The sequence below is a fragment of the Streptomyces luteireticuli genome (assembly GCF_041519305.1).
In the GTDB taxonomy this organism is placed as follows: Bacteria; Actinomycetota; Actinomycetes; order Streptomycetales; family Streptomycetaceae; genus Streptomyces; species Streptomyces luteireticuli.
In genome coordinates this window covers 1689514-1711486 of the sequence record NZ_CP167927.1, presented here as the reverse complement: position 1 = coordinate 1711486, position 21973 = coordinate 1689514, and the positions used below count along the sequence as shown (strand labels likewise).

The 21973-nt window shown below is 73.8% G+C and carries 20 protein-coding genes; 13 read left to right on the top strand and 7 right to left on the bottom strand.

The genetic code is table 11. The features are described from left to right. Positions 1-417: 417 nt before the first annotated feature. A complete protein-coding gene (locus tag AB8735_RS06890) occupies positions 418-609 on the top strand; it encodes a hypothetical protein (protein ID WP_372406078.1) in 192 nt (63 codons plus the stop codon). 351 nt (positions 610-960) lie between these two features. After that, positions 961-1503 (top strand): SRPBCC family protein, encoded by a 543-nt coding sequence (locus tag AB8735_RS06885; RefSeq protein WP_372406076.1) that lies wholly within the window; start codon positions 961-963, stop codon positions 1501-1503. On the opposite strand, the gene AB8735_RS06880 is transcribed toward AB8735_RS06885, so the two are convergent. After that, the gene (locus tag AB8735_RS06880) at positions 1466-2593 is read right to left on the bottom strand and encodes a PLP-dependent cysteine synthase family protein (protein WP_372406074.1); all 1128 of its coding nucleotides are present in this window, start codon (positions 2591-2593) and stop codon (positions 1466-1468) included. The two genes, AB8735_RS06885 and AB8735_RS06880, sit on opposite strands and share 38 nt — an antisense overlap. A 166-nt stretch (positions 2594-2759) precedes the next feature. On the opposite strand from AB8735_RS06880, the gene AB8735_RS06875 reads away from it, so the two are divergent. The 4 genes from AB8735_RS06875 to AB8735_RS06860 all read left to right on the top strand — a co-directional run bounded on the left by AB8735_RS06875 (position 2760) and on the right by AB8735_RS06860 (position 4542). After that, a complete protein-coding gene (locus AB8735_RS06875; protein ID WP_372406072.1) occupies positions 2760-3089 on the top strand; it encodes a hypothetical protein in 330 nt (109 codons plus the stop codon). Positions 3090-3294: 205 nt separating this feature from the next. Continuing rightward, positions 3295-3792, top strand: coding sequence for an ATP-binding protein (locus AB8735_RS06870; protein ID WP_344022427.1), 498 nt, complete (start codon positions 3295-3297; stop codon positions 3790-3792). A gap of 70 nt (positions 3793-3862) precedes the next feature. Next, complete coding sequence (locus AB8735_RS06865) at positions 3863-4147, top strand: hypothetical protein (protein WP_372406069.1); 285 nt, start codon at positions 3863-3865, stop codon at positions 4145-4147. Next, a complete protein-coding gene (locus AB8735_RS06860; RefSeq protein WP_372406066.1) occupies positions 4144-4542 on the top strand; it encodes a hypothetical protein in 399 nt (132 codons plus the stop codon). Before AB8735_RS06865 ends, AB8735_RS06860 begins: the two co-directional genes overlap by 4 nt. A gap of 16 nt (positions 4543-4558) precedes the next feature. On the opposite strand, the gene AB8735_RS06855 is transcribed toward AB8735_RS06860, so the two are convergent. Next, a complete protein-coding gene (locus tag AB8735_RS06855; RefSeq protein WP_344022433.1) occupies positions 4559-5767 on the bottom strand; it encodes an ROK family protein in 1209 nt (402 codons plus the stop codon). A 17-nt stretch (positions 5768-5784) separates the two neighbouring features. Here AB8735_RS06855 and AB8735_RS06850 point away from each other — a divergent pair, with 17 nt between their 5' ends. Both AB8735_RS06850 and AB8735_RS06845 read left to right on the top strand, forming a co-directional pair. After that, positions 5785-7005: an MFS transporter gene (locus AB8735_RS06850; RefSeq protein WP_372406064.1), complete on the top strand. Its 1221-nt coding sequence runs from the start codon at positions 5785-5787 to the stop codon at positions 7003-7005. A gap of 14 nt (positions 7006-7019) precedes the next feature. Continuing rightward, positions 7020-7913 (top strand): DUF2797 domain-containing protein, encoded by an 894-nt coding sequence (locus AB8735_RS06845; RefSeq protein WP_372406061.1) that lies wholly within the window; start codon positions 7020-7022, stop codon positions 7911-7913. A gap of 1477 nt (positions 7914-9390) precedes the next feature. Here the strand turns inward: AB8735_RS06845 and AB8735_RS06840 are convergent. From AB8735_RS06840 to AB8735_RS06825, 4 genes are all read right to left on the bottom strand, one after another. Next, positions 9391-11760 carry a right-handed parallel beta-helix repeat-containing protein gene (locus tag AB8735_RS06840; protein ID WP_372406059.1) on the bottom strand — a complete coding sequence of 790 codons (2370 nt, stop codon included), beginning with the start codon at positions 11758-11760 and terminating at the stop codon, positions 9391-9393. Between the two features lie 155 nt (positions 11761-11915). Next, the gene (locus AB8735_RS06835; protein ID WP_372406056.1) at positions 11916-12527 is read right to left on the bottom strand and encodes a hypothetical protein; all 612 of its coding nucleotides are present in this window, start codon (positions 12525-12527) and stop codon (positions 11916-11918) included. A gap of 199 nt (positions 12528-12726) precedes the next feature. Continuing rightward, positions 12727-13557: an MOSC domain-containing protein gene (locus AB8735_RS06830; RefSeq protein ID WP_372406054.1), complete on the bottom strand. Its 831-nt coding sequence runs from the start codon at positions 13555-13557 to the stop codon at positions 12727-12729. A gap of 65 nt (positions 13558-13622) precedes the next feature. After that, positions 13623-14117 carry a DUF6643 family protein gene (locus tag AB8735_RS06825; RefSeq protein WP_372406052.1) on the bottom strand — a complete coding sequence of 165 codons (495 nt, stop codon included), beginning with the start codon at positions 14115-14117 and terminating at the stop codon, positions 13623-13625. A gap of 260 nt (positions 14118-14377) precedes the next feature. On the opposite strand from AB8735_RS06825, the gene AB8735_RS06820 reads away from it, so the two are divergent. Continuing rightward, entirely contained in the window at positions 14378-15709 is a 1332-nt protein-coding gene (locus AB8735_RS06820; RefSeq protein ID WP_372411785.1) for a TerD family protein, read from the top strand. Positions 15710-15716: 7 nt separating this feature from the next. Here AB8735_RS06820 and AB8735_RS06815 read toward each other — a convergent pair whose 3' ends face one another. After that, positions 15717-16889, bottom strand: coding sequence for a glycosyltransferase (locus AB8735_RS06815; protein WP_372411784.1), 1173 nt, complete (start codon positions 16887-16889; stop codon positions 15717-15719). 131 nt (positions 16890-17020) lie between these two features. Here AB8735_RS06815 and AB8735_RS06810 point away from each other — a divergent pair, with 131 nt between their 5' ends. The 4 genes from AB8735_RS06810 (at position 17021) to AB8735_RS06795 (ending at position 21970) form a co-directional block, all read left to right on the top strand. Beyond that, entirely contained in the window at positions 17021-17809 is a 789-nt protein-coding gene (locus AB8735_RS06810; protein WP_372406051.1) for a glutamate racemase, read from the top strand. A gap of 53 nt (positions 17810-17862) precedes the next feature. After that, a complete protein-coding gene (locus tag AB8735_RS06805; RefSeq protein ID WP_344022453.1) occupies positions 17863-18450 on the top strand; it encodes a hypothetical protein in 588 nt (195 codons plus the stop codon). A 542-nt stretch (positions 18451-18992) separates the two neighbouring features. Continuing rightward, the gene (locus AB8735_RS06800) at positions 18993-20426 is read left to right on the top strand and encodes an MFS transporter (protein WP_372406050.1); all 1434 of its coding nucleotides are present in this window, start codon (positions 18993-18995) and stop codon (positions 20424-20426) included. A 143-nt stretch (positions 20427-20569) separates the two neighbouring features. Further along, on the top strand, positions 20570-21970 hold the full coding sequence (locus AB8735_RS06795) for an NADP-dependent succinic semialdehyde dehydrogenase (RefSeq protein ID WP_372406048.1): 1401 nt from the start codon (positions 20570-20572) through the stop codon (positions 21968-21970). Positions 21971-21973: the final 3 nt, after the last annotated feature.

Below are 21973 nucleotides of genomic sequence, written 5' to 3'. Positions count from 1 at the left end.
CCGCGACCACGCATCCGGATCCGGCGCGCCATCGGCAACCAACTGCCGTCGGGACACCGGGAAATGATCAGCCACCGTCGCCTGCCGACCACACAGCACACACCACGGATGCGCGTACAGGTAGCGCTTGCGGATGCGCTGCCACCGCGTGTCGTAGCCCCCGACGAGTGCTCGTTCCCCGCTGCTGATCCGCCTGCCGCTCGTGGGTCGGGCAGCGTCCGCCGGCCCGGGGTATCTCCGGACACCTGGGGATCGAGCACGGGGGTGGGGTTCTACTCGGCATGGGGGACCTCCGAACAAACAGGGGGGTAATCGTTTCGTCGTACCCATTCGAGTGGTGGGCCGCATGCTCGCGCACAACCGGGGCACAAACAGGAGCACGCACCAGTCCAACTCCCCAAATCGAAGGGGTAGTTCATGCGTCGCAATGCAGGCCGAGCAGCCTCCGTCGTCATCGGAATCGTCGCAATCATCGGGCTCGTGACTTCCGCAGCCAGCGCAGCCCCCGACCCCGACTCCGGTCTTCTGGACAATGCGGTCGTCGGCGCGGGGCAGACCGTCAGCCAAGTACCCGTAGCGGCCTTGAAGATCATCAAGGATCTCGACTAACGACGGGCCTGACTCCATCGGCCGCCCGTACCACGGGGTGTTCGGTCCCCAGACGCACCGAACACCCCGTACCTGCCGCCGAGTTGGCGCACCATCTCGCGGCCCGCGAGGGGGAGGCGTTCCGCGCCTCTATGACCTGCGGCGATGCCGCCACGTGTGATCACTCCAGAACACCTGGTCCGGAGCTTCGGGAAAAGGGCGGGGCCGGGGCACAACCCTCCGGCCCCGCACTCGCACCCGAGCCCGACCCCGGAGACACCCCCCGCCCCACGGGCTAAAGTTGCCCTTCCCGCCGACACGCGCACCGCGGCCCGCCCGCCCGCCCGATCGACCGACCGCCTGGGGGCACAGATGCCACGCAGACTCCGCCCCGTGGGCGCCGACTTCGCCGACGGACCGGCCCGCGCCGGCGCACCGCTGCGGATGACGTTCGCCGCGCGGACCGCGGCCGACCCCGAGCGGGTCCACCGCGCGCTCGCCGAGGACGTGGCGGGCTGGTCCCGCTGGTTCCGGGCGGTGACGCTGGCCCGGCCGGTGGCGGGCGCGGGGCGGAGCCGGCGGGAGATCCGGCTCGTGGGCGGGGCCCGGTTCGTGGAGACGGTGATGGCGGTGGAGGCGCCGTGCCGCTACGCGTACCGCGTGGACGTCACCAACGTCCCGGGCCCGCGCGCCCTGTTGGAGGACTGGCGGCTGTCGCCGGCCGGCCGCGGCACCGTGGTCCGCTGGACGGTCGCCGTCGACGCGCCCGCGCCCGTGCGCCGGGCCCTGCGGCTCGCCCGGCCGGTGTTCAGCGCGGGCTTCCGGGACGCGATGCGGGGCCTCGACCGGTACCTCGCCGAGCGGCCCGTCGGCCCCGTCAGCCCCGCCAGCGGCCTGTCGACAGGAACTCGCTGAGCACGGCGTCGTAGGGCGCGACGTCCAGCCCCTCCGCCGCGAGCCAGGTATCGGAGTAGTACTTGTCGAGGTAGCGCTCGCCCGGGTCGCACAGCAGCGTGACGACGCTGCCGGGGGTGCCCTCGGAGACCATCTCCGCGACGATCTTCAGTGCGCTCCACAGGCCGGTGCCGGTGGAACCGCCCGCCTTGCGGCCGAGGGCCTCCTCCAGGGTGTGCAGGGCGGCGACGCTCGCCGCGTCCGGGACCTTCATCATCCGGTCGATCGCGCCGGGCAGGAAGCTGGGTTCCATGCGCGGGCGGCCGATCCCCTCGATGCGCGAGCCGCGTGGGCTGCGCGCGAGCGGGTCGTGGTCGTACCAGCCGTCGAAGAAGCAGGAGTTCTCCGGGTCGGCCACGCAGATCCGGGTGTCGTACTGGAGGTAGCGGACGTAGCGGGCGAAGGTCGCGGAGGTGCCGCCGGTGCCCGCGGTGGCCACGATCCAGGTGGGCTCCGGGTGGCGTTCGCGGAGCAGTTGGTGGTAGACGGATTCGGCGATGTTGTTGTTGCCGCGCCAGTCGGTGGCGCGTTCGGCGTGGGTGAACTGGTCCATGTAGTGGCCGCCGGTCCGCTCCGCTAGCGCGGCCGCCTCCTCGTACACGGTGTGCGGGTCGTCCACGAAGTGGCAGCGCGCGCCGTGGAATTGGATGAGCCGGCACTTCTCCGGGCTCGTGGAGCGCGGCATGACGGCGATGAACGGCACCCCGACGAGGCGGGCGAAGTACGCCTCGGAGATCGCGGTCGAGCCGCTGGACGCCTCGACCACCGGGGCCTCGGGCCGGATCCACCCGTTGCACAGGGCGTGCAGGAACAGCGAGCGGGCGAGCCGGTGTTTGAGGCTGCCGGTCGGGTGGGTCGACTCGTCCTTGAGATAGAGATCGACGTCCCATTCGGCGGGCAGCGGGAAGTGCAGCAGATGGGTGTCGGCGGAGCGGTTGGCGTCGGCCTGTACTTTGCGGACGGCGTCCTTGAGCCACGCGCGGTATGCCGGATCGCTGCGGTCCACGTCGAGGGTGGCGGTGGGACCGCCGGGGTCTCCTGGGCTGTTCACGGCGCACCACTCCTTACGGCACCGGCGCACGGGGGCACCGGCCTCACCGGCATTTTCGCCTGTGCGCTCGGAAACGGCCCCTGGTGCGGGCGGCGGTGCACGGGCACACTGCGCAGCAGACGAACTGCACACCTTCCTGCTTCCTGCGTCCGAGAGGCGGTGCGCCGTGGCGGAACCGGAGTTCCCGGAGTTCAGCGCGAAGGGGGTACGGATCGACCGTTCCCTGCGCTCGCTCACGCGGGCCGGTCAGGTGAAGATCCGCGACGGCCGGCTGGAGCTCCTCACCAGCTATGGGGCGGAGATCGACAGTGCTCCGGTGGACTCGGTGGAGGCCCGGCGGCCGTGGTTCGCCGGCCGGGACCGGGCGCGGGCGACGGCGACGGTGAACGGCACGCGCTACGTCCTCGCGCTGGGGGAGGGCGGCCCCGCTTCCGAGGACGAGGTCCGCCGCTTCCTGGAGGCGGTACGGGTGGCCCGGGAGGCCGGGCCGGACTGAGGGGTACGAGTTGCGGGGGCGGCGCACAGGGCGGACTCTTGTGCGTACCGCCTCACCGAGGGTTCATCGGCGGTCGCGTTCCGGATCGGCGCCTTCGTCGCGTACGGGCTGCGGGTCGCCGCCGCCCGGACGGAGGCCGGGACGGACGCGCACCGCGGCACGTATCTGCGTCAGGCCAGCCCTACTTCTCCGGGGAGTCGCAGCCGTGATCAGCCGAGTGAACAAGCACTGCTCCGTCGAGCTCCAGGCCCTTCCGCAGCGGATCGGCCAGGTCCGCAGAATCGTATCTGCGCAGCTTCGCTACTGGCATCTCGATCCGCTCATCGACCCGGCCGCGCTCGGCGTCACCGAACTGCTGACCAACGTCCATCAGCACACGGGGCCCGACAAGCGGTGCACGGTCGAGATCACCCTGGTGCTCGACCGGCTGACGGTGTCCGTCCGGGACCACGATCCGCGGGTGCCGTGCGTGGGCGCGGCCGACGGAGGCAGTCTCCACGGCCGGGGGCTGGCGCTGGTCGCGGCGCTGAGCGCGAGCTGGGGGGTGCAGCGGCGGGCGGACGGGGGGAAGGCGGTGTGGTTCACGCTGCGGGTGCCGGCGGCGGCGGACGTCTGGGGGGAGCGGGCGGGCGGGACGGCGGTGGCGTTCGAGCCGGCGGTGGTGGCGCCGGTGCCGGTGGTCCGGGAGCGGACGCCTGTTTGAGGGGTCGCCGGAACGAACGGTTGATCCTATGGGTCGAGCCTCTGCGCTGTAGCGGCGCTACATTGTCCACATGGCGACGACAACGATTCAGGTTTCCAAGGCGACTCGTGATCATCTGGCGGAGCTCGCGAAGGAACGGGGGCTGAACATCGGGCAGTTGGTGGAGGCGCTCGCGGCCGAGCAGCTGACCGCTGCGCAGCGGGCGGAGCGCCTCGCGGCGGACCGGGAAGTGGTGCGTCAAGTGATCGGTCTGGACATCAGTGATGAGGAGTTCGACCAGGCGCCCGACGTGCTCGGCAACATTTACCGGATTGCCGCCGAGAAGGCCCTCGCCGCCCGGAGCTCCGCCGCGTGATCATCCTTGACACCAGTGCTGTCATGGCGCTCGCCCAGAGTCATAAGACGCTGAGCCTGCTCGCCGGAAACATGGCCCTGACCCCGGGCGACCGGCTGATCGTCCCCGCTCTCTGCCTGATGCAGGCCGAGTCGGCGGACGAGGGGGCCTCCCGGCACGTGCTGCGCTTCTCGTCCGTCGACATCGACGATCTCAACATGGGTGCAGCGATCTCTGTCGGCAAAATGATCCGAGACGGTTATGGCGGACCGGATACCTGTCATGCCCTGTACTGCGCTCTACCGCGCCCTGACTTCTCCGGGAAGTCGATTCTGCTGACGGCCGAGGAGGACGCCTACCCGCCCGGCACGGTCACCGTCGACATCGACTCGCCCGGCATGCTCGGCTTCTACTGACGCCTGGGGGTGCTCCCTACCCCAGCACCCCCAGCGGATCGTCCAGCACCGGCTGCCACGCCGCCTCCGCCGCGCCGACCAGGCTGCCGTGGTCCAGCGTCCCGGGCAGGATGGGGACGCTGCCGCTGCGGCCCCACAGGCTGCGGTCCGCCACGACGGCGCGCAGGCGGTCCGGGTCCGCGGCCAGGAGTTCGCGGTGGAGGCCGCCGAGGACGACGCGGTCGGGGTTGAGGATGTTGACGAGGCCGGCGAGGCCCAACCCCAGCCGGTCGATGAGGAGTTCCACTGCCGAGTGGACGGCGGGGTCGTTCTCGTGGGCGGTGCGGATCAGTTCCGTGGCCTGGTGGAGCAGGGAGCCCGCGGGTCCCGGTTCGCGGCCCGCCGCGGTGAGGAAAGCCTGCGGGTCGGCCTCGACGTCCAGGCAGCCGCGGGAGCCGCAGTGGCAGGGCAGCCCTGCCGGGTTGACGGTGAGGTGGCCGACCTCCATGGCCAGGCCCGAACTCCCGCTGTGCAGGCGGCCGTCCAGCACCAGCGCGCCGCCGACGCCGCGGTGCCCGGTGGCCACGCACAGCAGGTGGCGGGCGCCGCGCCCGGCGCCGTGCCGGTGCTCGGCGAGGGCGGCGAGGTTGACGTCGTTGCCGGCCACGCCGGTGACGGACAGGCCCGCCCCGGCCAGCGCCTCGGCGAAGAGCGTGCGCACCGGGGCGCCCGCCGGCCAGGAGAGGTGGAGCGGGTTGAGGGCCGTTCCCTCCGGTTCGGCGACGGCGGACGGCACGGCCAGGCCCGCGCCCAGGCACTGCCGGCCGGTCTCGCGCAGCAGCCGCGCGCCCGCCTCCACGACGGTGCCGATGATGTGCGCCGGGTCGGCGGGTACGGTCATGCAGCCGGGCGCGGTGGCGACCAGCCGTCCGCCGAGGCCCACCAGGGCGGCCCGGAAGCCGTCCGCGTGGATCTGCGCGGCCAGCACCACGGGCCCGTCGGGGGCGACGGACAGCCGGTGCGAGGGGCGGCCCTGCGACCCCGCGGCGGCGGCCGGGTGCGCGTCGACCGTGATCAGGCCGAGCGCCTCCAGCTCCGCGGCCACGGCGCCGGCCGTCGCCCGGGTCACGCCGAGTTCGGCGGTGAGCACGGCGCGCGTGGGGGCGCGGCCGGTGTGGACGAGCTCCAAGGCGGGGCCGAGGGCGGAGCGGCCGCGCTCCAAACGTGTTGTCCGAGTCTGGGTCACGCCCCTATTCTGACTTTGTGCCGACGCTAAACAAAATAAGGACGGCCGTTCGCCGGCAGAGTCCCCCTCCCGCTTCTCCCCCCGCCGACCCCGTACTCCGCCGCCTCCGCGCCGCGCTCACCGTCTTCTTCGCCCTCGACGGCTTCCTCTTCGCGGGCTGGGTGGTCCGCATCCCCGCCATCAAACACCAGACCGGGGCCTCCCCGAGCGCGCTCGGGCTCGCCCTGCTCGGGGTGTCCGCCGGCTCCGTCGCGGTCATGATGCTCACCGGGCGCCTGTGCCGGCGCTTCGGCAGCCACCCGGTGACCGTCGTCGCCGGCATCTGCCTGGCCCTGGGCATCGCCCTGCCCCCGCTGACCCACTCGGCGCTCGCGCTCGGCCTGGTCCTGCTCGTCTTCGGCGCGGCCTACGGCGCGATCAACGTCGCCATGAACAGCGCCGCCGTCGACCTCGTCACCGCCCTGCGGCGGCCCGTGATGCCCAGCTTCCACGCCGCGTACAGCGTCGGCGGCATGCTCGGCGCCGGGCTCGGCGGACTGCTCGCCGGGCACCTCTCGGCCACCCGCCACCTGCTGCTGCTCACCGCGATCGGTCTGGTGGTCGGCGTCGCCGCCGGGCGGGTGCTGCTCGCCCACCCGGCACCGCGGGCCGAACGCGCCGCCGCCGGCGACCCGGCCGCGGCGCCGTCCACCGCGCGCCGCACCGGCCTGGTCGCCGTCTTCGGCCTGATCGCGCTCTGCTCCTCCTACGGCGAGGGGGCGCTCGCCGACTGGGGAGCGCTCCACCTCCAGCAGGACCTCGGCACCGGCGCGGGCGCCGCCGCCATCGGCTACTCGCTCTTCGCCCTCTTCATGACCTTCGGCCGCCTCTGCGGCACCCTGCTCCTCGAACGCCTCGGCCGCACCGGCACCTTGGTGGCCGGCGGGGCCATCGCCGCGGCCGGCATGCTGCTCGGCTCGCTGGCCCCCGCGCCGTGGATGGCCTTCGCCGGGTACGCGATCACCGGCTTCGGCCTGGCCAACTCCTTCCCCGTCGCGATCGGCCGCGCGGGCGAGCTCGCCGGGCCGTCCGGCGTCGCGACCGCGTCCACGTTCGGCTACGGCGGCATGCTGCTCGGCCCGCCCGCGATCGGGCTGCTCGCGGACCGCTTCACGCTGTCCACGGCGCTGACCACGGTGGCCCTGCTCGCCGCGGGCGGCGCGTGCATAGCCTGGAGCACACGGAAGATGACCCGCTGAGCGAGGAGGGCCCTGTGGAGTGGCTCTGCACCGGTCTGCGCTGGAGCGCCGCCGGGCCCTCGGCGGTCTGGCACCACCCGCGGCACGGGGAGCGGCTCTCGCCGCTGTCCCCGGGGCGGCGGCTGGGCTTCGCCATCGGGTCCTCCAACGAGTCCGCGCGGCACTGCGTCGGGGTGCGGCGGGGCGGACGGCGCACCCCGTGCCCCACGGGTGCGACGGTGCCCGCCGCGGCCGTCTCCGCGCAGTGCGCCGAGTGCGCCCGGCTGGACCGCTCGCGGTCCGTCGCGGCCGACACGATGGCCGACGACCCGCGCCCCTACGACGTCTATCTCGCCTGGTTCGCCCCCGGGCTGGTGAAGGCGGGCATCACCGCCGCCGAACGGGGCGGTGTGCGGCTCCTCGAACAGGCGGCGCTGTCGTACGCGCCGCTCGGACGCGGGCCGTTGATGGCGGCGCGGCGGGCGGAGGCGGTGCTGGGGGTCGCGCTGTCGGTCCCGGACCGCTTCCCGTACGCGGCGAAGCGGGCCGCGCGGTGTCCGGTGCCGCCGGTCGATCTGCGCACGGCCGAGCTCGCGGCGCTCCACGCGCGGGCGTGCGCCGTGCCCGGACTGCCCGAGTCGCTGTCCGTACGGGCCTTCGCGCCCGTCCACCACGACGAGGTCTTCCACCTGGAGGGGATCCGGTCCCGGGCGGGGGCGGCCGTGCCGGCGGCGGGACGGGTCGTCGCGGGGCGGGTGACGGCCGTGGCCGGGCCGGATGTGTATCTGGAGGGGGAGGACCGGCTGGTTGTCGTCGATGTGCGGCGGCTGGCGGGGTGGGAGTTGGGGGCGGTGGGGGAAGGTGCGGGGATGACGGTGGAGGTGGAGTGGGGGGAGGAGCCGGCGGGTGAGCCGCCGGTGTTGTTCTGAGCCCCGGAAGCAGGGGTGGAGGGGGCGCATCCCCGCCCCTACCGCGCGAAGCGCGGTGCGGGCCCCGGGGCCTGGACCCTGTTATCTCTCGTCCTGGCTGGACGTCAGGCTCGCCGAGTTCCCTTCCCGGCGCATCCACCGGGGCATCCTGCGCGGTTCCTCGCGCCGACTGTCCGGCGCGCCCGCCCTACCGGTGCCGTCGCATGAAGGGCACGCGTGAACCAGCTTCGTGCCGTTCTGCAGATACTCGTTGGTGTAGCCAACCCCGTTGCACTTGTTGCACATCTCGCCCTCCTGGTTGTGCTCTGCGAGTCCGGCTGGCTGTGCTCTACACGTCCGGTCCCATTGCAGTCGGAGCACTGGTTTACCAACCCTTCGGCAGTGGTCGTGTACCCAGTCCCGTTACAGGTCGAACAGGGCGTTGAACCCATGGCGGCGTCCCTTCTGCGAGCCGTTCACTTCTACCCCCTGCCGGCTGTCTGCGCCCGACGAGGGGGACCCGCCCGGTCCTCCGATGCGAGGGGCTCGCCGGCCTCCTGCGCGCCAGGCCGAAGCCGCGCCGTCTCCCGGTTGTGGCACGTCGCGCACAGCGGGCGCAGCCCTTGACCACGCATCCGGATCCGGAACGCCATCGGCAACCAACTGCCGTCGGCTCACCGGGAAATGATCAGCAACCGTCGCCTGCCTGCCGCATAGTACACACCACGGATGCGCGTACAGATCGAGCACGCGGGCGGGGTCTGCGCGGCATGGGGGTACCTCCGAACAAGAGGGCGGGGGATCGATACAGCACACCCCACACGAGGGAGGTGGCGTGTGGAGTGACGAGGCTCGTGGCAGCCTGACCGACACCAATCCGCCGGCGCTCAGGGAGAGATCATGCTGATGCTCGTTACGACCCCTCTGGGACTCGTGGTACACGCCGTGCACGCCTTCGGCGTCCTGTTCAGTCCGCTGGTCAGCGCCGTCGCAGCGGCTCTATGACTCGGCGGGCAGTAACCGCGCGAGTGGACTGATGAACTGGGAATAGGCAGGGAACTACGCCTACTTGCTGCCTGGTTGAAGTCGAACCGCACGCTCCGCCGGGGTGCGGCGCATCGGTGGACATGCGCTTCCAGCGCGAACCATCCGGTGAGAACAAAGGTGCACGGGCCGCTCCGGCCAAAGAGGAGCCCGCGCATCATCAGGAAGCCCCGGCCCCATTTCGCATGGGCCGGGGCATTCTGTTGTCCGCACGGGGCATACGCTGCCGTGCTCCTTCGGCATCGGAGCGGGCATGTAGCCGTACGGAGCCTGACCCCCGCCGACCCCTTCGGCGAACCCGAGGATCTTGCGGTGGGCGCGGGCCCGCTTCGCAAGCTCGTGCATGTCCGCCATGGACCGGATGGCCCGGTCGAACGGGCTGATCTTCGACGCCGAGACCTGGTCCGGAGCTTCGGGAAAAGGGCGGGACCGGGGCTGCCCACCACCCCACCCCTCACGACAACGCCGGCAAATCCTCCGCATACAGCAGCGTCAGATCATCCGTACTCGGATGCGACATCTGCGCCACCCGCCCCGCATGCCGCTCCACCATCGCCTCGAACGTCTGGCGCGCCGTGCGGCCGTTGCCGAACGCCGGGCCCCGCGGCACGGCCCGGAAGTGGCCGAGGAGCGCCTCGGCCGCGCCCTCGCCGATGCGGTACTCGTGCTCCTCCGCCTGCTGTTCCACGATCCGCAGCAGCTCCTCGGGGGTGTAGTCGCCGAAGGTGATGGTGCGGGAGAAGCGGGACGCGATACCGGGGTTGACGGTCAGGAAGCGTTCCATCTCGGCGGTGTAGCCGGCGACGATCACGACGACCGCGTCCCGGTGGTCCTCCATCAGCTTCACCAGGGTGTCGATCGCCTCCCGGCCGAAGTCCCGGCCGGAGTCCTCGGGGGCCAGCGCGTAGGCCTCGTCGATGAACAGGACGCCGCCGCGGGCCCGTTCGAACGCCTCCTGGGTGCGGATGGCGGTGGAGCCGATGTGCTCGCCCACCAGGTCCACCCGGGAGACCTCGACCAGATGGCCGCGCTCCAGGACGCCGAGGGAGGCGAGGATCTCGCCGTAGAGGCGGGCGACGGTGGTCTTGCCGGTGCCGGGGGAGCCGGTGAAGACGAGGTGGCGGCGGACGGAGGCGGCCTTGAGGCCGGCCTCCATGCGGCGGCGGCCCACCTCGATCATGTCGGTGAGCGCCCGCACCTCCCGTTTGACGCTGTCCAGGCCCACCAGCCTGTCGAGTTCGCCGAGGACGGCCGTGGCCGGGCGGCCGGAACCTGCCGGCTGCGGCGGCACGACGGGCGGCGGCGCGGCCGGGGCCGGCAGCGGGGCCCGTTCCACGGCGGGCAGGACGACGGACTCGTCGCTCGTGCAGCCCTCGCTCACCGGCCCCTGCGCCCCGCCGTCCGCGAACTCGTAACCGCCGCGGGCGCAGCGCTCGGTGCGGCAGTGGCTGAGCGTGGCCCGGCAGCCGTCGATGACGTGGAAGCCGTAGCCGCCGCTGCCGGTCACCCGGCAGTTCCGGAAGGTGCCGCGGCCCTCCGCCGAGACGTAGAAGCCGGCCTCCAGCGGCGAACTCACCGAGCACTGCTCGAAGATGGGGTCCGCGCCCTTGGTGACGATCACGCCGGTCGCCGTCGCGTCGACGGAGCAGCCGGTCAGCGTGCCGCCGCTGCCGTGGTCGCGGAACCAGGCGCCGGTGGTGGCCTCCCGGATGCGGCAGTCGTCGAGCTTCGCGACGGCGCCGCCGCTGACCGAGACCGCCGTGCCCCGGATGCGGGACAGATCGCTGTCGGCGACCTCCGCGCACGAGCCGCGGTCGAGGACGAAGAGCGCGTCCGGCACGTCGTGCACCCGGCACGCGGTGAGGACGGCCGTCGAGCCGTCGCTCACCCACACCGCCGGGTAGTCGCCGGTGCTGTCCTGGATCTCGCAGCGGTCGGCCTCGGCGCGGGTGCCCGGGTCCCATACCGACAGGCCGTTGCGGCCGAAGTGCCGCACCGTGGTGCGGGCCATCGTCAGCACCGAACGGGCCCGCAGGTCGACGCCGTTCTCCGGGACGTCGTGGATGTCGCAGTCGGCGAGGTCGAGCACGGCCTCCCCGTCCAGGGTCACGCCGTCCGCCGCGACCCGGTGCACCCGGCACTCGGTCAGCCGCCCGGCCGCGCGGGCGGCCAGCCGCACCCCGGCGCCCTTGATCTCGTACACCTCGCAGCCCACGGCCTCCAGCGTGCTGCCCTCGCCCGTCACCGACAGCCCGGCGCCGCGCGCGTGGTGGACGCGGCAGCGCTCCAGGCGGGGCGCGCCGCCGTCGTGCACGGCGATGCCGGACTGGCCGGCGGCGACCACCTCGCACTCCTCGAAGACGCCGCCCGCGCCGTCGAGCACGCTGATGCCGGTGCCCGCCACGTTGTCGACCGTGCACCGGCGCACCGTCGGCCGGGCGCCGCCGCGGACCTCGATGCCCGCCGAGGAGCGCGTCACCACCCGCAGCCCGGCCAGCTCCGGGGCGCCGTCCTCCACCAGCAGCGCGGGGGCGGCCGCGTCGTGGCCCTCCACGTGCAGGTCGAGCAGGGCCGCCGAGGCCCGGACGGTCACCGCGACGCCCTCGGCCGGGGCGATCCGCACCGAGCCGGGCGCCCCGTCGGCGCCGCGCAGGGTGACGGCGCGGGCCACCACCAGGTTCTCCCGGTACGTGCCCGGGGCGACGGACAGCACGTCCCCGTCCGTGGCCGCCTCCAGCGCCGCGGCGAGACAGTCGTACTCCCCGGTGCGCCGCCGCCAGCGCGACGGGCCGCTGTGGGTCACCTGGACCGAGCCCTGTGCCATGGTGCTGCTGCGCCCCCACCTCGTGCGTGTGCCCGCCCGGACGAACGGGCCGTCCGGGACCGGTGCGTTGCCCGGCCGCTCCACCGTAGCGTGCGCGGGACACGGCAGTTGACCGTCCGCCGCAGCTCACACCCCTCGGACCGGGCCCGTCCGCGTCAGTTGCCGGCGTCCGCCCGGCCCCAGGTCTGCCCGGCCCGCTCCCAGGCGCGGTCCCACTGCCCGTGGCGCCAGCGCATGATGCGCCGGACGGCCAGCACGCGCAGCCCCTGAACCGCCCCCGCGGCGGCCGCCGCGGCCGCGGCGCCGGCCAGTGCCGCGTGCACGGAGGCGGTGGCGGCGTCCAGCGGACGGCCCGCGAGCCGCCCGTGGTCGTCGGTCCACAGCGGGAAGCGGTGGCCCGGGACCGCGGCGGCGGGCAGCGGGACCAGGCCGGTGCGCCAGGTGCCGTCCGGGGACGGCCAGCGGGCGAGCACCCGGTGGTACCCCTCGCGCCCGGTGGTGGCCTCCCGGTCCGCACCGGTGCCGCGGCCCGCCGTGCGCAGTGCCGTGGCGCTCACCAGGTGCCGGTGCAGCGCCTGTTCGCGCACGGTCTGCCGCAGCGCGGCATGGGCCGCGGAACCGGTCAGCCAGCCGGCCAGTGAAGCGGCCGCCAGCATCACCACCACGGCCGCCGCCCACACCCAGGACTCCAGGACATCGGTGGGACGGCGCAGTGGATTGCGCCGCCAGCGCCAGGTGGACCGCCGTACCCAGGACGTAGCGCCCATGGTGCTCACCCCCTTGCGTCCCATTACCTCACAAGGGGCCCCGTATGCGGGACGGTGCGGAGGAGAGAGCGCCATCACTCCGGAGGACGGCACCTCCGAAGGGCGTCCGGTTGCGGCGCGTTGACGTGCGCGGGGGCGTGCGGGGCGGGAACGGGGGAGCCCGGACCGGAGTCCGCGGCCGTCAGTCCAGGGGCGGCCGTCAGTCCAGGATCTCGAAGGGGTCGCCGACCCGCAGCACTCCCGTGTGCTCCGGCACCAGGTTCTGCCCGAAGACCACGCCCCCGTCCCGGTGCCGGTGGCGGCCGAGCGTGTGCAGCGGCTCCCGGCCGCGGACGCCCGTGCGCTGGTCGGTGGTGGTGACCACGCACCGGCCGCAGGGCTTGGCGACCCGGAAGGCGACCTCGCCCAGCCGGATCCGCCGCCAGCCGTCCTCGGCCCAGGGGTCGGTGCCGTCGACGACCACGTTGGGGCGGAAGCGGTTCATCGGCAGCGGCCCCTCCGGCGCGTAATCCCCTGCGGAGATCAGGGCGTTGAGGGCGTCCAGCGAGGACTGGGCGGTGAGCAGCAGGGGGAAGCCGTCGGCGAAGCTCACCCGGTCCCCCGGGCGTGCGTAGTCGGGATCGACCGGACGCCGGACGGCCGGGTCGTCCATGTGCACCAGACGGGCCGAGGTGCCGAGGTAGTCGCTCAGCCAGGAGTCGGCGTCCGGCCCCGCGGGCACTGCCTCGGCCCCGTCCCGGAACAGCGTGACCCGGACCGTGCCCCGCTCCGCCGGGTCCGGCACCGGCACCTCCAGCGCCCCCGCCCCGGGGCCGGTGATCCGCACGCCGCCGCCGGGCAGGAGCCGCGCCGAGGCCAACGCGAGCCGGGGCAGCTGCCGTTGGGTCAGGAACCGGCCGTCCGGCCGGACGGCCATCCACCGGCGGTCCCCGGCGAGCCCCCACGGCTCGACGGCCGCCTCCCCGGGAGCGTCCCCCGCCATCGACTTGACCGGGTAGCGGCGGACCGCCGTGAGCACAGGGATGGGCATGCGCCCCATCCTGCCAGCCCGGTCCGGCAAGTCGCCCCGCCGGACCGGGTGTTCGGCGCGTCGGCTCAGTACCCTCCCTGGCCCTGGTACGGGCGCTGGTACGGATCCTCGTACGGCGCGGCCGGACGCGGCGCGACCGGGCGCATCGCGTCGTAGCCCGCCGGGCCGGGGCCCGCCGTCCCCGGACGCTGCTGGTACGGCTGCTGCGCCCCCGGGTAGCCGCGCGGCGCGGACGCCTGCTGCGGGATGTACGGGGCGGGCGCCTGCTGCAGCCCGCCGGGCTGCGCGGCGGCCGGCTGGCCGTACTGCGGGGGCTGCGGCACATACCCGCCCTGCGGGTGCTGCGGCATCTGCGGGGCCGCGGCCGGCGTCATGCCCTGGCCCGAGGGCAGGGCGGGCAGCGCCGGCAGATTGCTGCCGCCGTCGAACGGCGCCGACACCCGGATGGGGGCGATCTGCGGGGTGCCCCGCTCGGCGACGAGGCTGTCGTAAATGGGGGTGTCCGGGAAGGACGACGCGGCGTAATAGCCGCTGCCGTAGGCACTGCGGGGGGAGGTCATAGCCCTTAAGTTAAGCCCACGCTGTGCCGGTTGGGGAGTCAGGTACCTGGGTTGATTACGGGGGCTTGGCGGCCGGGCGCGACCAATCGGGGCGAAGTCGGAGAATTCGGTGGTCGCGTTGTGTTGGAACGGTGTAAAGGACCGGTTCGTTCGGCTGGATGAACGGATCGTTCGCGGCCCGTCCGAGGGACCGTACAAGATCGTTCAGCGAAAGCGCCGGTGAAGCGCCGGCGGAGGCGTCAGCAGAGGTGGAAGAGAAGATGGGGATGCTCAAGGGCACCAACGTCCGGATCGCCGCACCGGCGGTGCGGATAGAACTGGGCTGGCGCACCGGCCCCGGCGTGCCGGACGTCGACGCCTCCGCGCTGCTGCTCACCGGGGGCCGGGTCCGGTCCGACGCCGACTTCGTCTTCTACAACCAGGCGGCGCACCCCTCGGGCGCGGTGCGGCACGAGGGCAAGGTCCCGGCGGGGGACGCGGTGACCGACGCCCTCGCCGTCGACCTCGCGGCCGTCGAGCCCGAGGTGGAGACGGTGGTGCTCGCGGCCTCCGCCGACGGCGGGGCCTTCGGGCAGGTGCCCGGGCTGTATGTGCGCGTCCTGGACGCCGCGGGCGGCGCGGAGCTGGCCCGCTTCGACAGCCAGGACGCCACGGTGGAGACGGCGTTCGTGCTCGGCGAGCTGTACCGGCGGCAGGGGGAGTGGAAGTTCCGGGCGGTGGGCCAGGGTTACGACAGAGGACTGGCGGGCCTGGCGACGGACTTCGGCATCTCGGTCGACGAACCGGCCCCGGCCGGGCCGCCCGTGACGGCCGGGGCCGCGCAGGCCGCCGCCCCGGTCCCGCCCGCCGCGCCGCCGGCCCCGGCCCCGCAGGCCGCACCCGGCGCACCCGTGTCCCGGCCCGCCGCGGCCGTCCCGCCAGCCCCAGCCCCCGCCCCCGTCAGCCTGAGCAAGGTCACGCTGACCAAGGAGGCCCCCGCCGTCTCCCTCACCAAGCAGGGCGGCACCTCCGGCACGATGCGCGTCAACCTCAACTGGCAGATGCGGCACCAGGAACCCGCCAAGGGCGGCGGCTGGGGACGGCGGATCGGCAAGGCCCTGCAGGGCGGCGGCGCGGACCTGGACCTCGACCTCGGGGCGCTGTTCGAGCTCAACGACGGCACCAAGGGCGTCGTCCAGGCCCTCGGCAACTCCTTCGGCTCGCTGCACCGGCCGCCCTACATCCACCTCGACGGCGACGACCGCACCGGCGCGGCCGCGGCCGGTGAGAACCTCACCATCAACCTCGACCGCAGCAGCGACTTCCGGCGCATCCTCGTCTTCGTCACCGTCTACGAGGGGGCCAGCAGCTTCGCGGGCCTCCACGCGACCGTCACCCTCCAGCCGCAGCACGGCGCGCCCGTCGACTTCTCGCTCGACGAGTGCACGGTCGCCTCCAACGTCTGCGCCCTCGCCCTCATCACCAACGAGGGCGGCGACCTCGTCGTCCGGCGCGAGGCCCGCTACCTGGTGCCCGAGCGCGGCGTCAGCCCGCAGCGCACCCTCGACCACGCCTACGGCTGGGGCATGAACTGGACGCCCGGCCGTAAGTAGGGGTGGGTCATTCGCCGGGCCGGGGCGCGGGTTCGGGACGGGCGTACGTCCGTCCCTTCCAGGCCGCCCCCCGGCCCCGGTAGTGCTGCACCGCCGAGTCCACGGTCATCAGCAGGTAGAGCAGGGCGATGAAGGGGAACAGCGGCGCGAGCCACAGCGGCTGGCGGTAGTGGCGCAGCATCGGGACGTACGTCCCCGCCATCAGCGCCCACGCCGCCGCCCCCGCGGCCAGGGTCACGGGCGCGCCCGTGACGGCCCCCACGACCACTGCCGCGGGCGGGGCCAGATAGACCAGCGCGAGCCCGGCCACCGTCCCGGCCAGCAGCAGCGGGTTGTGGAGCAGTTGGGCGTAGGCGCTGCGCGAGACCATCCGCCACAGCGGGGCGAGCCCGGAGTAGGGGCGGACGCTGTCCACCCGGTCGGCCAGACCCAGCCAGATCCGGCCGCCGGAGCGCTTGACCGCGCGGGCGACCGCCACGTCGTCGATCACCGCGTGCCGGACGGCGTCCGGGATCCCGGCCCGCTCGGCGGCCTCCCGGCGCAGCAGGACGCAGCCGCCGGCGGCCGCGGCCGTCCGCGCGCCCGGGCGGTTGACCCACCGGAAGGGATAGAGGAGGGCGAAGAGCTGGACGAAGGCGGGGACGACCAGCCGCTCCCAGCCCGTCGCCACCCGCAGCCGGGCCATCTGCGAGACCAGGTCGAGCCCGCCCGAGCGGGCGGCGGCGACCAGCTCCCGCAGGCTGTCGGGGGCGTGCGCGATGTCGGCGTCGGTCAGCAGCAGGTACTCGGCGTCGGTGCGGGCGCGGGCCAGCGCCATGCCGTGGCGCACCGCCCACAGCTTGCCGGTCCAGCCGGGGCCCGGTTCGCCGGGGGAGTCCACGGTCAACGGGAGCCCGCCGTGCTCCGCCGCCAGCGCGCGGGCCACCTCGCCCGTGCCGTCCGTACTGCCGTCGTCGACGAGGAAGACCTCGGCCCGGCCCGGATAGTCCTGGGCGAGGAGCGACGGCAGGCTCAGCGGGAGCACCTCGGCCTCGTCCCGGGCGGGGACCACGATCGCCACCGCCGGCCACACGGCGGGCGGCGTGCGCGGTGGCAGCCGTACGTCCGTGCGCCAGAAGAAGCCCTGGCCCAGCAGCAGCCACAGCCACGCGGCCAGCGAACCGACGGAGATCCACGTCATCGCGTTCACCCGCCGCAGTCTGCCGCACGGGCGCCGGGGGCGGGGCCAACACTGGCCAGAACGGTACGGAGAGTGTCACAAAGGCCCCCGCCCGGCGGCTCCGGTCCATGGCCGTCCATTAAAGTGACCGGGTGAAGATCGCGCTCATGGACTCCGGCAACGGCCTTTTGGCGGCTGCCGCCGCCGTGCACCGGCTGCGGCCCGACGCCGAGCTGGTCCTCTCCTCCGACCCCGCCAGCATGCCCTGGGGCCCCCGCACCCCCGAGGACGTCACCGCGCGTGCCCTCGGCTGTGCCCGCGCCGCGGCCGCGCACCGCCCGGACGCGCTGATCGTCGCCTGCAACACCGCCTCCGTGCACGCGCTGGCCGCCATCCGGGCCGAACTGGAGCCCGGCCTCCCGGTGATCGGCACCGTCCCGGCGATCAAGCCCGCCGCGGCCGGCGGCGGCCCGGTGGCCATCTGGGCCACCCCCGCCACCACCGGCAGTCCCTACCAGCGCGGGCTCATCCGTGACTTCGCCACCGGCGTCGAGGTGACCGAGGTGCCCTGCCCCGGTCTGGCCGACGCGGTCGAGCGGGCCGACGACGCGGCCGTGGACGCCGCGATCGCCGCCGCGGCCGCGCTCACCCCGTACGACGTCCGTGCCGTCGTCCTGGGCTGCACCCACTACGAACTGGTCGCCGAGCGGATCCGGGCCGCGGTGCGGCGGCCCTCCGCGCCGCCCGTGGCGCTGCACGGCTCGGCGGGCGCGGTGGCCGCGCAGGCCCTGCGCCGGATCGGGGTGTCCCCGGCCCCGGACGCCGCACCGGCCGGCCGGCTCACCGTGCTGCTCAGCGGCCGGGAGGGAGCCCTGGGACAGGCGGCGCTCTCCTATCCCGAGGGCCGTTCGCTGGTGGCGGTGGGCGCGGCCCGCCCGTAACGGCGGGCCCGGGAACCCTGCCGCCCCGGCGGAAGCTCTGTACGCTGCCTGGTATGAGGGACCAGCCCCAGGCCCCGCAGGGTCACGAGGACAGCGGTCGCAAGGACGCCGGACACAAGGACGGCGAGTCCGAGGTCTGGACGGGTCGCGCGACCAATCGTGTGCAGTGGCTGCTGGCCGGTGCCGGAGCCGCGTGCATGGCGCTCGGCATCGAGCTGGCCGTGGCCAATCCCTGGACCTCCGGGGCCATCCCGCTGATGATGTCGGTGGTCGGCTGTGTCGCCGCCGGCCTGCTGATGCTCTACGGCACGGTCGCCTTCGTCCACGTCGCCGTGCGGATCAACAAGGAGACGCTGGAGATCCGCTGCGGCCACATCGGCCTGCCCCGGACCCGTATCCCGCTGGCCCATGTGGTGGGGGCCGACTTCGTCCCCGGTGTCACCCCCCGCCAGTGGGGCGGCTGGGGCTACCGCTGGCGGCCCGACCAGGGCACCGGTGTCGTCGTGCGCCGCGGCGAGGGCTTCGTGGTGCGGCTCGGCGACGGGCGGTCCTTCACGGTCACCGTGGACGACGCCGAGGCGGCCGTGCGGGTGATCCGCGACCGGCTGGCGCTCGGCGCGGGACGCCCGGCCTCCGCCTGACGCCGATGCACCCGGGCCGCCGCGCGGTCCTGAATGCCCCCTGCGTGTGACGTCCCCGCGGTCCGCGGGCCCGCTGCCGCCGCGTGCCACGGCCGCCAAAGGCCAGTTCCCAGTACGCGAGTTCCAGCACTCGAAGGAAAAGGCGGAAACAAATTCGGCCATTCTTCGGCCGTGTCACTTGAAAGGCCCGTACTCCGCTCTATCCGGAATCCAAGTGCTTTGCTAACGTATGGGGTGCGTATTCTTCCGAACGCAGTCGGGAGTCATTGAGGATGCACCGCAAAAGCATATGATCGACCGCTCGTTCCGCGTCGGCCGGCGGTTTCCCCTTCCCGGGTTTTGCCCGGGCGGGCGGCGGGTCGGCGCACCGGACGGCGGGGGTGCCCCCGACCCCTGATCACCTCTGTTGATCAGGAATAAGTGCGAGGTCAGGCAAGGTAGCCGTCCGTATCGCTCTGCGCACTGTCAACCCCTCGGGCCAGCTGCCCACCTCGGTGCCGGGAGTTGATGTCCTCCTGCCCGAGCTAAATGCAGGGATGCGCATGAAAGCCTTTCGGGTCACTCGCGAGTTTCCTCTCGCATTGCGACTGCTATTGATCAACCAGTTTGGGATCGACATCGGGTTCTATATCCTGGTGCCATTTCTGGCGGCATATCTGGGGCAGGAACTCGGAATGTCGGACGCGCTCGTCGGCCTGGTGCTGGGCGTGCGCAACCTGGGCCAGCAGGGACTCTTCCTCCTCGGCGGCTCCGCCGCGGACCGGCTGGGCCCGCGCGCCGTGATCATCGCCGGGTGCGCCCTGCGCACCCTGGGGTTCTCCCTCTTCGCCTTCGGCAGCACCCTCCCGGTCGTCCTCGGCGCGTCCCTGCTCAACGGGCTGGCGGCGGGCCTCTTCTACCCCGCGGCCCGCGCCTACGCCGCCCTGGAGGCCAAGGACCGCAAGGCCGAGGTGTTCGCGCTGCTCAACGCCTACGCCACCATCGGCTCGCTGATCGGTCTGCTGCTGGGCAGCGTGCTGATCCGCACCGACTTCCGGGTGTGCGCCGTGGCCGCCGCGGGCGTCTACGGGCTGATGACCGTGGGCCAGGCCCTCGTCCTCCCGGAGCGGGAGCCGCCCGCCGCCGTCCGGAGCACCACCGTCCTCGGCGACTGGCTGGAGGTCTTCGGGAACCGCCGGTTCCTGCTGTTCTCCCTGGCGACGACCGGGATGTTCACCGTCGAGAACCAGCTGTGCCTGCTGCTGCCGGCCGGTGCCCGGCAGGCGTCCGGCTGGGAGGGCGCGGCCGGGGTGCTGCTGGGCGCCGGGGCCGTGGCCAACCTCTTCCAGATGCCCGTCACCCGGGCCCTGGAACGGCACGGCGGCGGCCAGCGCTGGGTCGGCGCCGGACTCGTCGTCATGGGCCTGGGCTTCCTGCCCCCGCTGCTGATCTGCGCCGACGGCCCGCCCGAGGGGATGCGGGAGGTCGTGCCGAGGATGCTGGTCATGCTCGCCGGCTCGCTGCTGCTGTACCTCGGCACCATGGTCGCCCACCCCGCCGTGCTGGAGATGATCCCCCGGTTCGGCCGCGAGACGCTGGCCGGCACCTATTTCGGCCTCTTCTACGTCTTCGCGGGCCTGACGGCCGCCGGCGGCAACGCCGTCGTCGGCTGGACCATGGACACGGCCAAGCGCTTCGACTGCCCCTGGCTGCCCTGGACCGGCTGCGTGGCCTTCGGACTCTCCTCCGCCCTGGCCGTCGCCGTGCTGCACCGCACCCGGCTGCTGCCCGAGCGGGGCGGGGTGCCGGTGGTGGAGGGCACGGTCATCCGGCCGGGCCCGCCGGAGCGGACGCACGCCACCGCCGAGGCCGCCCCCGGGCCGGCCGGCCCGGGAGCGGAGGCCGTCGGCCCGTGGGAGGTCGGCCACCGGGACCGGGCCCGGCTGCCCGGCCCCGTACGCGCCGCCGACGACGCCACGGACCAGCCCCCGCGCTGAAGCCGGGGGCCGGGGGAGGGGGAACGTCGCCCGTCCGTCTTGCGCGGGCGGGCGACGCGCCGCAAGGTCGTCTGGAGGCCCCGGGCCCCGCGGCCCCGCTCCGGCCCGTCGGGGAAGGACGGGCCCGTCGAGGAAGGACGCCCATGCCCATCGCCACGGTGAACCCCGCGACCGGCGAGACCCTCAAGACCTTCGACGCGCTGACGCCCGAGGAGGTCGGGCGCCGGATCGCCGCGTCCGCCGCCGCGTTCCGTCGGCACCGCACCACGGACTTCGCCGAACGGGCCCGGCTGCTGGGCCGCGCCGCGGACCTGCTGGACGAGGACCGGGACGACATCGCCCGCACCATGACCCTGGAGATGGGCAAGCCGCTCGCCGCCGCCCGCGCCGAGGCGGCCAAGTGCGCCAAGGCCATGCGCTGGTACGCGGAGCACGCCGAGGCCCTGCTCGCCGACGAGCACCCCGCGCCCGCCGCGGTCGAGGACTCCGGGGCCGCCGCCGTCCGCGTCCGCTACCGCCCGCTGGGACCCGTCCTCGCCGTCATGCCGTGGAACTTCCCGCTCTGGCAGGTCGTCCGCTTCGCCGCCCCGGCCCTCATGGCCGGCAACACCGGGCTGCTCAAGCACGCCTCCAACGTCCCGCAGACCGCGCTCTACCTGGAGGACCTCTTCCTCCGGGCCGGCTACCCCGAGGGCTGCTTCCAGACCCTGCTGATCGGCTCCGGCGCCGTCGAGGCCGTCCTGCGCGACCCCCGCGTCGCCGCCGCCACACTCACCGGCAGCGAGCCCGCCGGCCGCGCCGTCGCCTCTGTCGCCGGCGACGAGGTGAAGAAGACCGTCCTCGAACTCGGCGGCAGCGACCCGTACATCGTGATGCCCTCCGCCGACCTCGACCGCGCCGTACGGACCGCCGTGACCGCCCGCGTCCAGAACAACGGCCAGTCCTGCATCGCCGCCAAGCGCTTCATCGCCCACCGCGACGTGTACGAGACCTTCACCGAGCGCTTCACCGCCCTGATGGACGGCCTCGCCGTCGGCGACCCGCTGGACGAGGCCACCGATGTCGGCCCGCTCGCCACCGCGCAGGGCCGGGCCGACGTGGAGGAACTCGTCGACGACGCCGTGCGCCTGGGCGCCCTCGCCCGCTGCGGCGGCGGCCGGCCGGCCCTGCCCGGGCCGCTGGCCCACGGCTGGTTCTATGAACCGACCGTCCTCACCGACGTCACCCCCGAGATGCGCATCCACCACGAGGAGGCGTTCGGCCCGGTGGCCACCGTCTACCCCGTCGCGAGCCTCGACGAGGCCGTCGGGCTCGCCAACGACACGCCCTTCGGCCTGAGTTCCAACGTGTGGACCCGCGACGAGGACGAACAGCGGCGCTTCGCCCGGGACCTGGAGGCGGGCGGCGTCTTCTTCAACGGCATGACCGCCTCCCACCCGGCCTTCCCCTTCGGCGGCGTCAAGCGCTCCGGCTACGGCCGGGAGCTGTCCGGCCACGGCATCCGGGAGTTCTGCAACGTGACGACGGTCTGGCACGCGAAGTAGCCG

Coding starts and splice junctions, on each gene's coding strand:
- AB8735_RS06890 (WP_372406078.1), top strand. CDS start 418: ATGCGTCGCAATGCAGGCCGAGCAGCCTCCGTCGTCATCGGAATCGTC.
- AB8735_RS06885 (WP_372406076.1), top strand. CDS start 961: ATGCCACGCAGACTCCGCCCCGTGGGCGCCGACTTCGCCGACGGACCG.
- AB8735_RS06865 (WP_372406069.1), top strand. CDS start 3,863: ATGGCGACGACAACGATTCAGGTTTCCAAGGCGACTCGTGATCATCTG.
- AB8735_RS06840 (WP_372406059.1), bottom strand. CDS start 11,760: ATGGCACAGGGCTCGGTCCAGGTGACCCACAGCGGCCCGTCGCGCTGG.
- AB8735_RS06835 (WP_372406056.1), bottom strand. CDS start 12,527: ATGGGCGCTACGTCCTGGGTACGGCGGTCCACCTGGCGCTGGCGGCGC.
- AB8735_RS06830 (WP_372406054.1), bottom strand. CDS start 13,557: ATGCCCATCCCTGTGCTCACGGCGGTCCGCCGCTACCCGGTCAAGTCG.
- AB8735_RS06825 (WP_372406052.1), bottom strand. CDS start 14,117: ATGACCTCCCCCCGCAGTGCCTACGGCAGCGGCTATTACGCCGCGTCG.
- AB8735_RS06820 (WP_372411785.1), top strand. CDS start 14,378: ATGGGGATGCTCAAGGGCACCAACGTCCGGATCGCCGCACCGGCGGTG.
- AB8735_RS06815 (WP_372411784.1), bottom strand. CDS start 16,889: ATGACGTGGATCTCCGTCGGTTCGCTGGCCGCGTGGCTGTGGCTGCTG.
- AB8735_RS06805 (WP_344022453.1), top strand. CDS start 17,863: ATGAGGGACCAGCCCCAGGCCCCGCAGGGTCACGAGGACAGCGGTCGC.
- AB8735_RS06800 (WP_372406050.1), top strand. CDS start 18,993: ATGAAAGCCTTTCGGGTCACTCGCGAGTTTCCTCTCGCATTGCGACTG.
- AB8735_RS06795 (WP_372406048.1), top strand. CDS start 20,570: ATGCCCATCGCCACGGTGAACCCCGCGACCGGCGAGACCCTCAAGACC.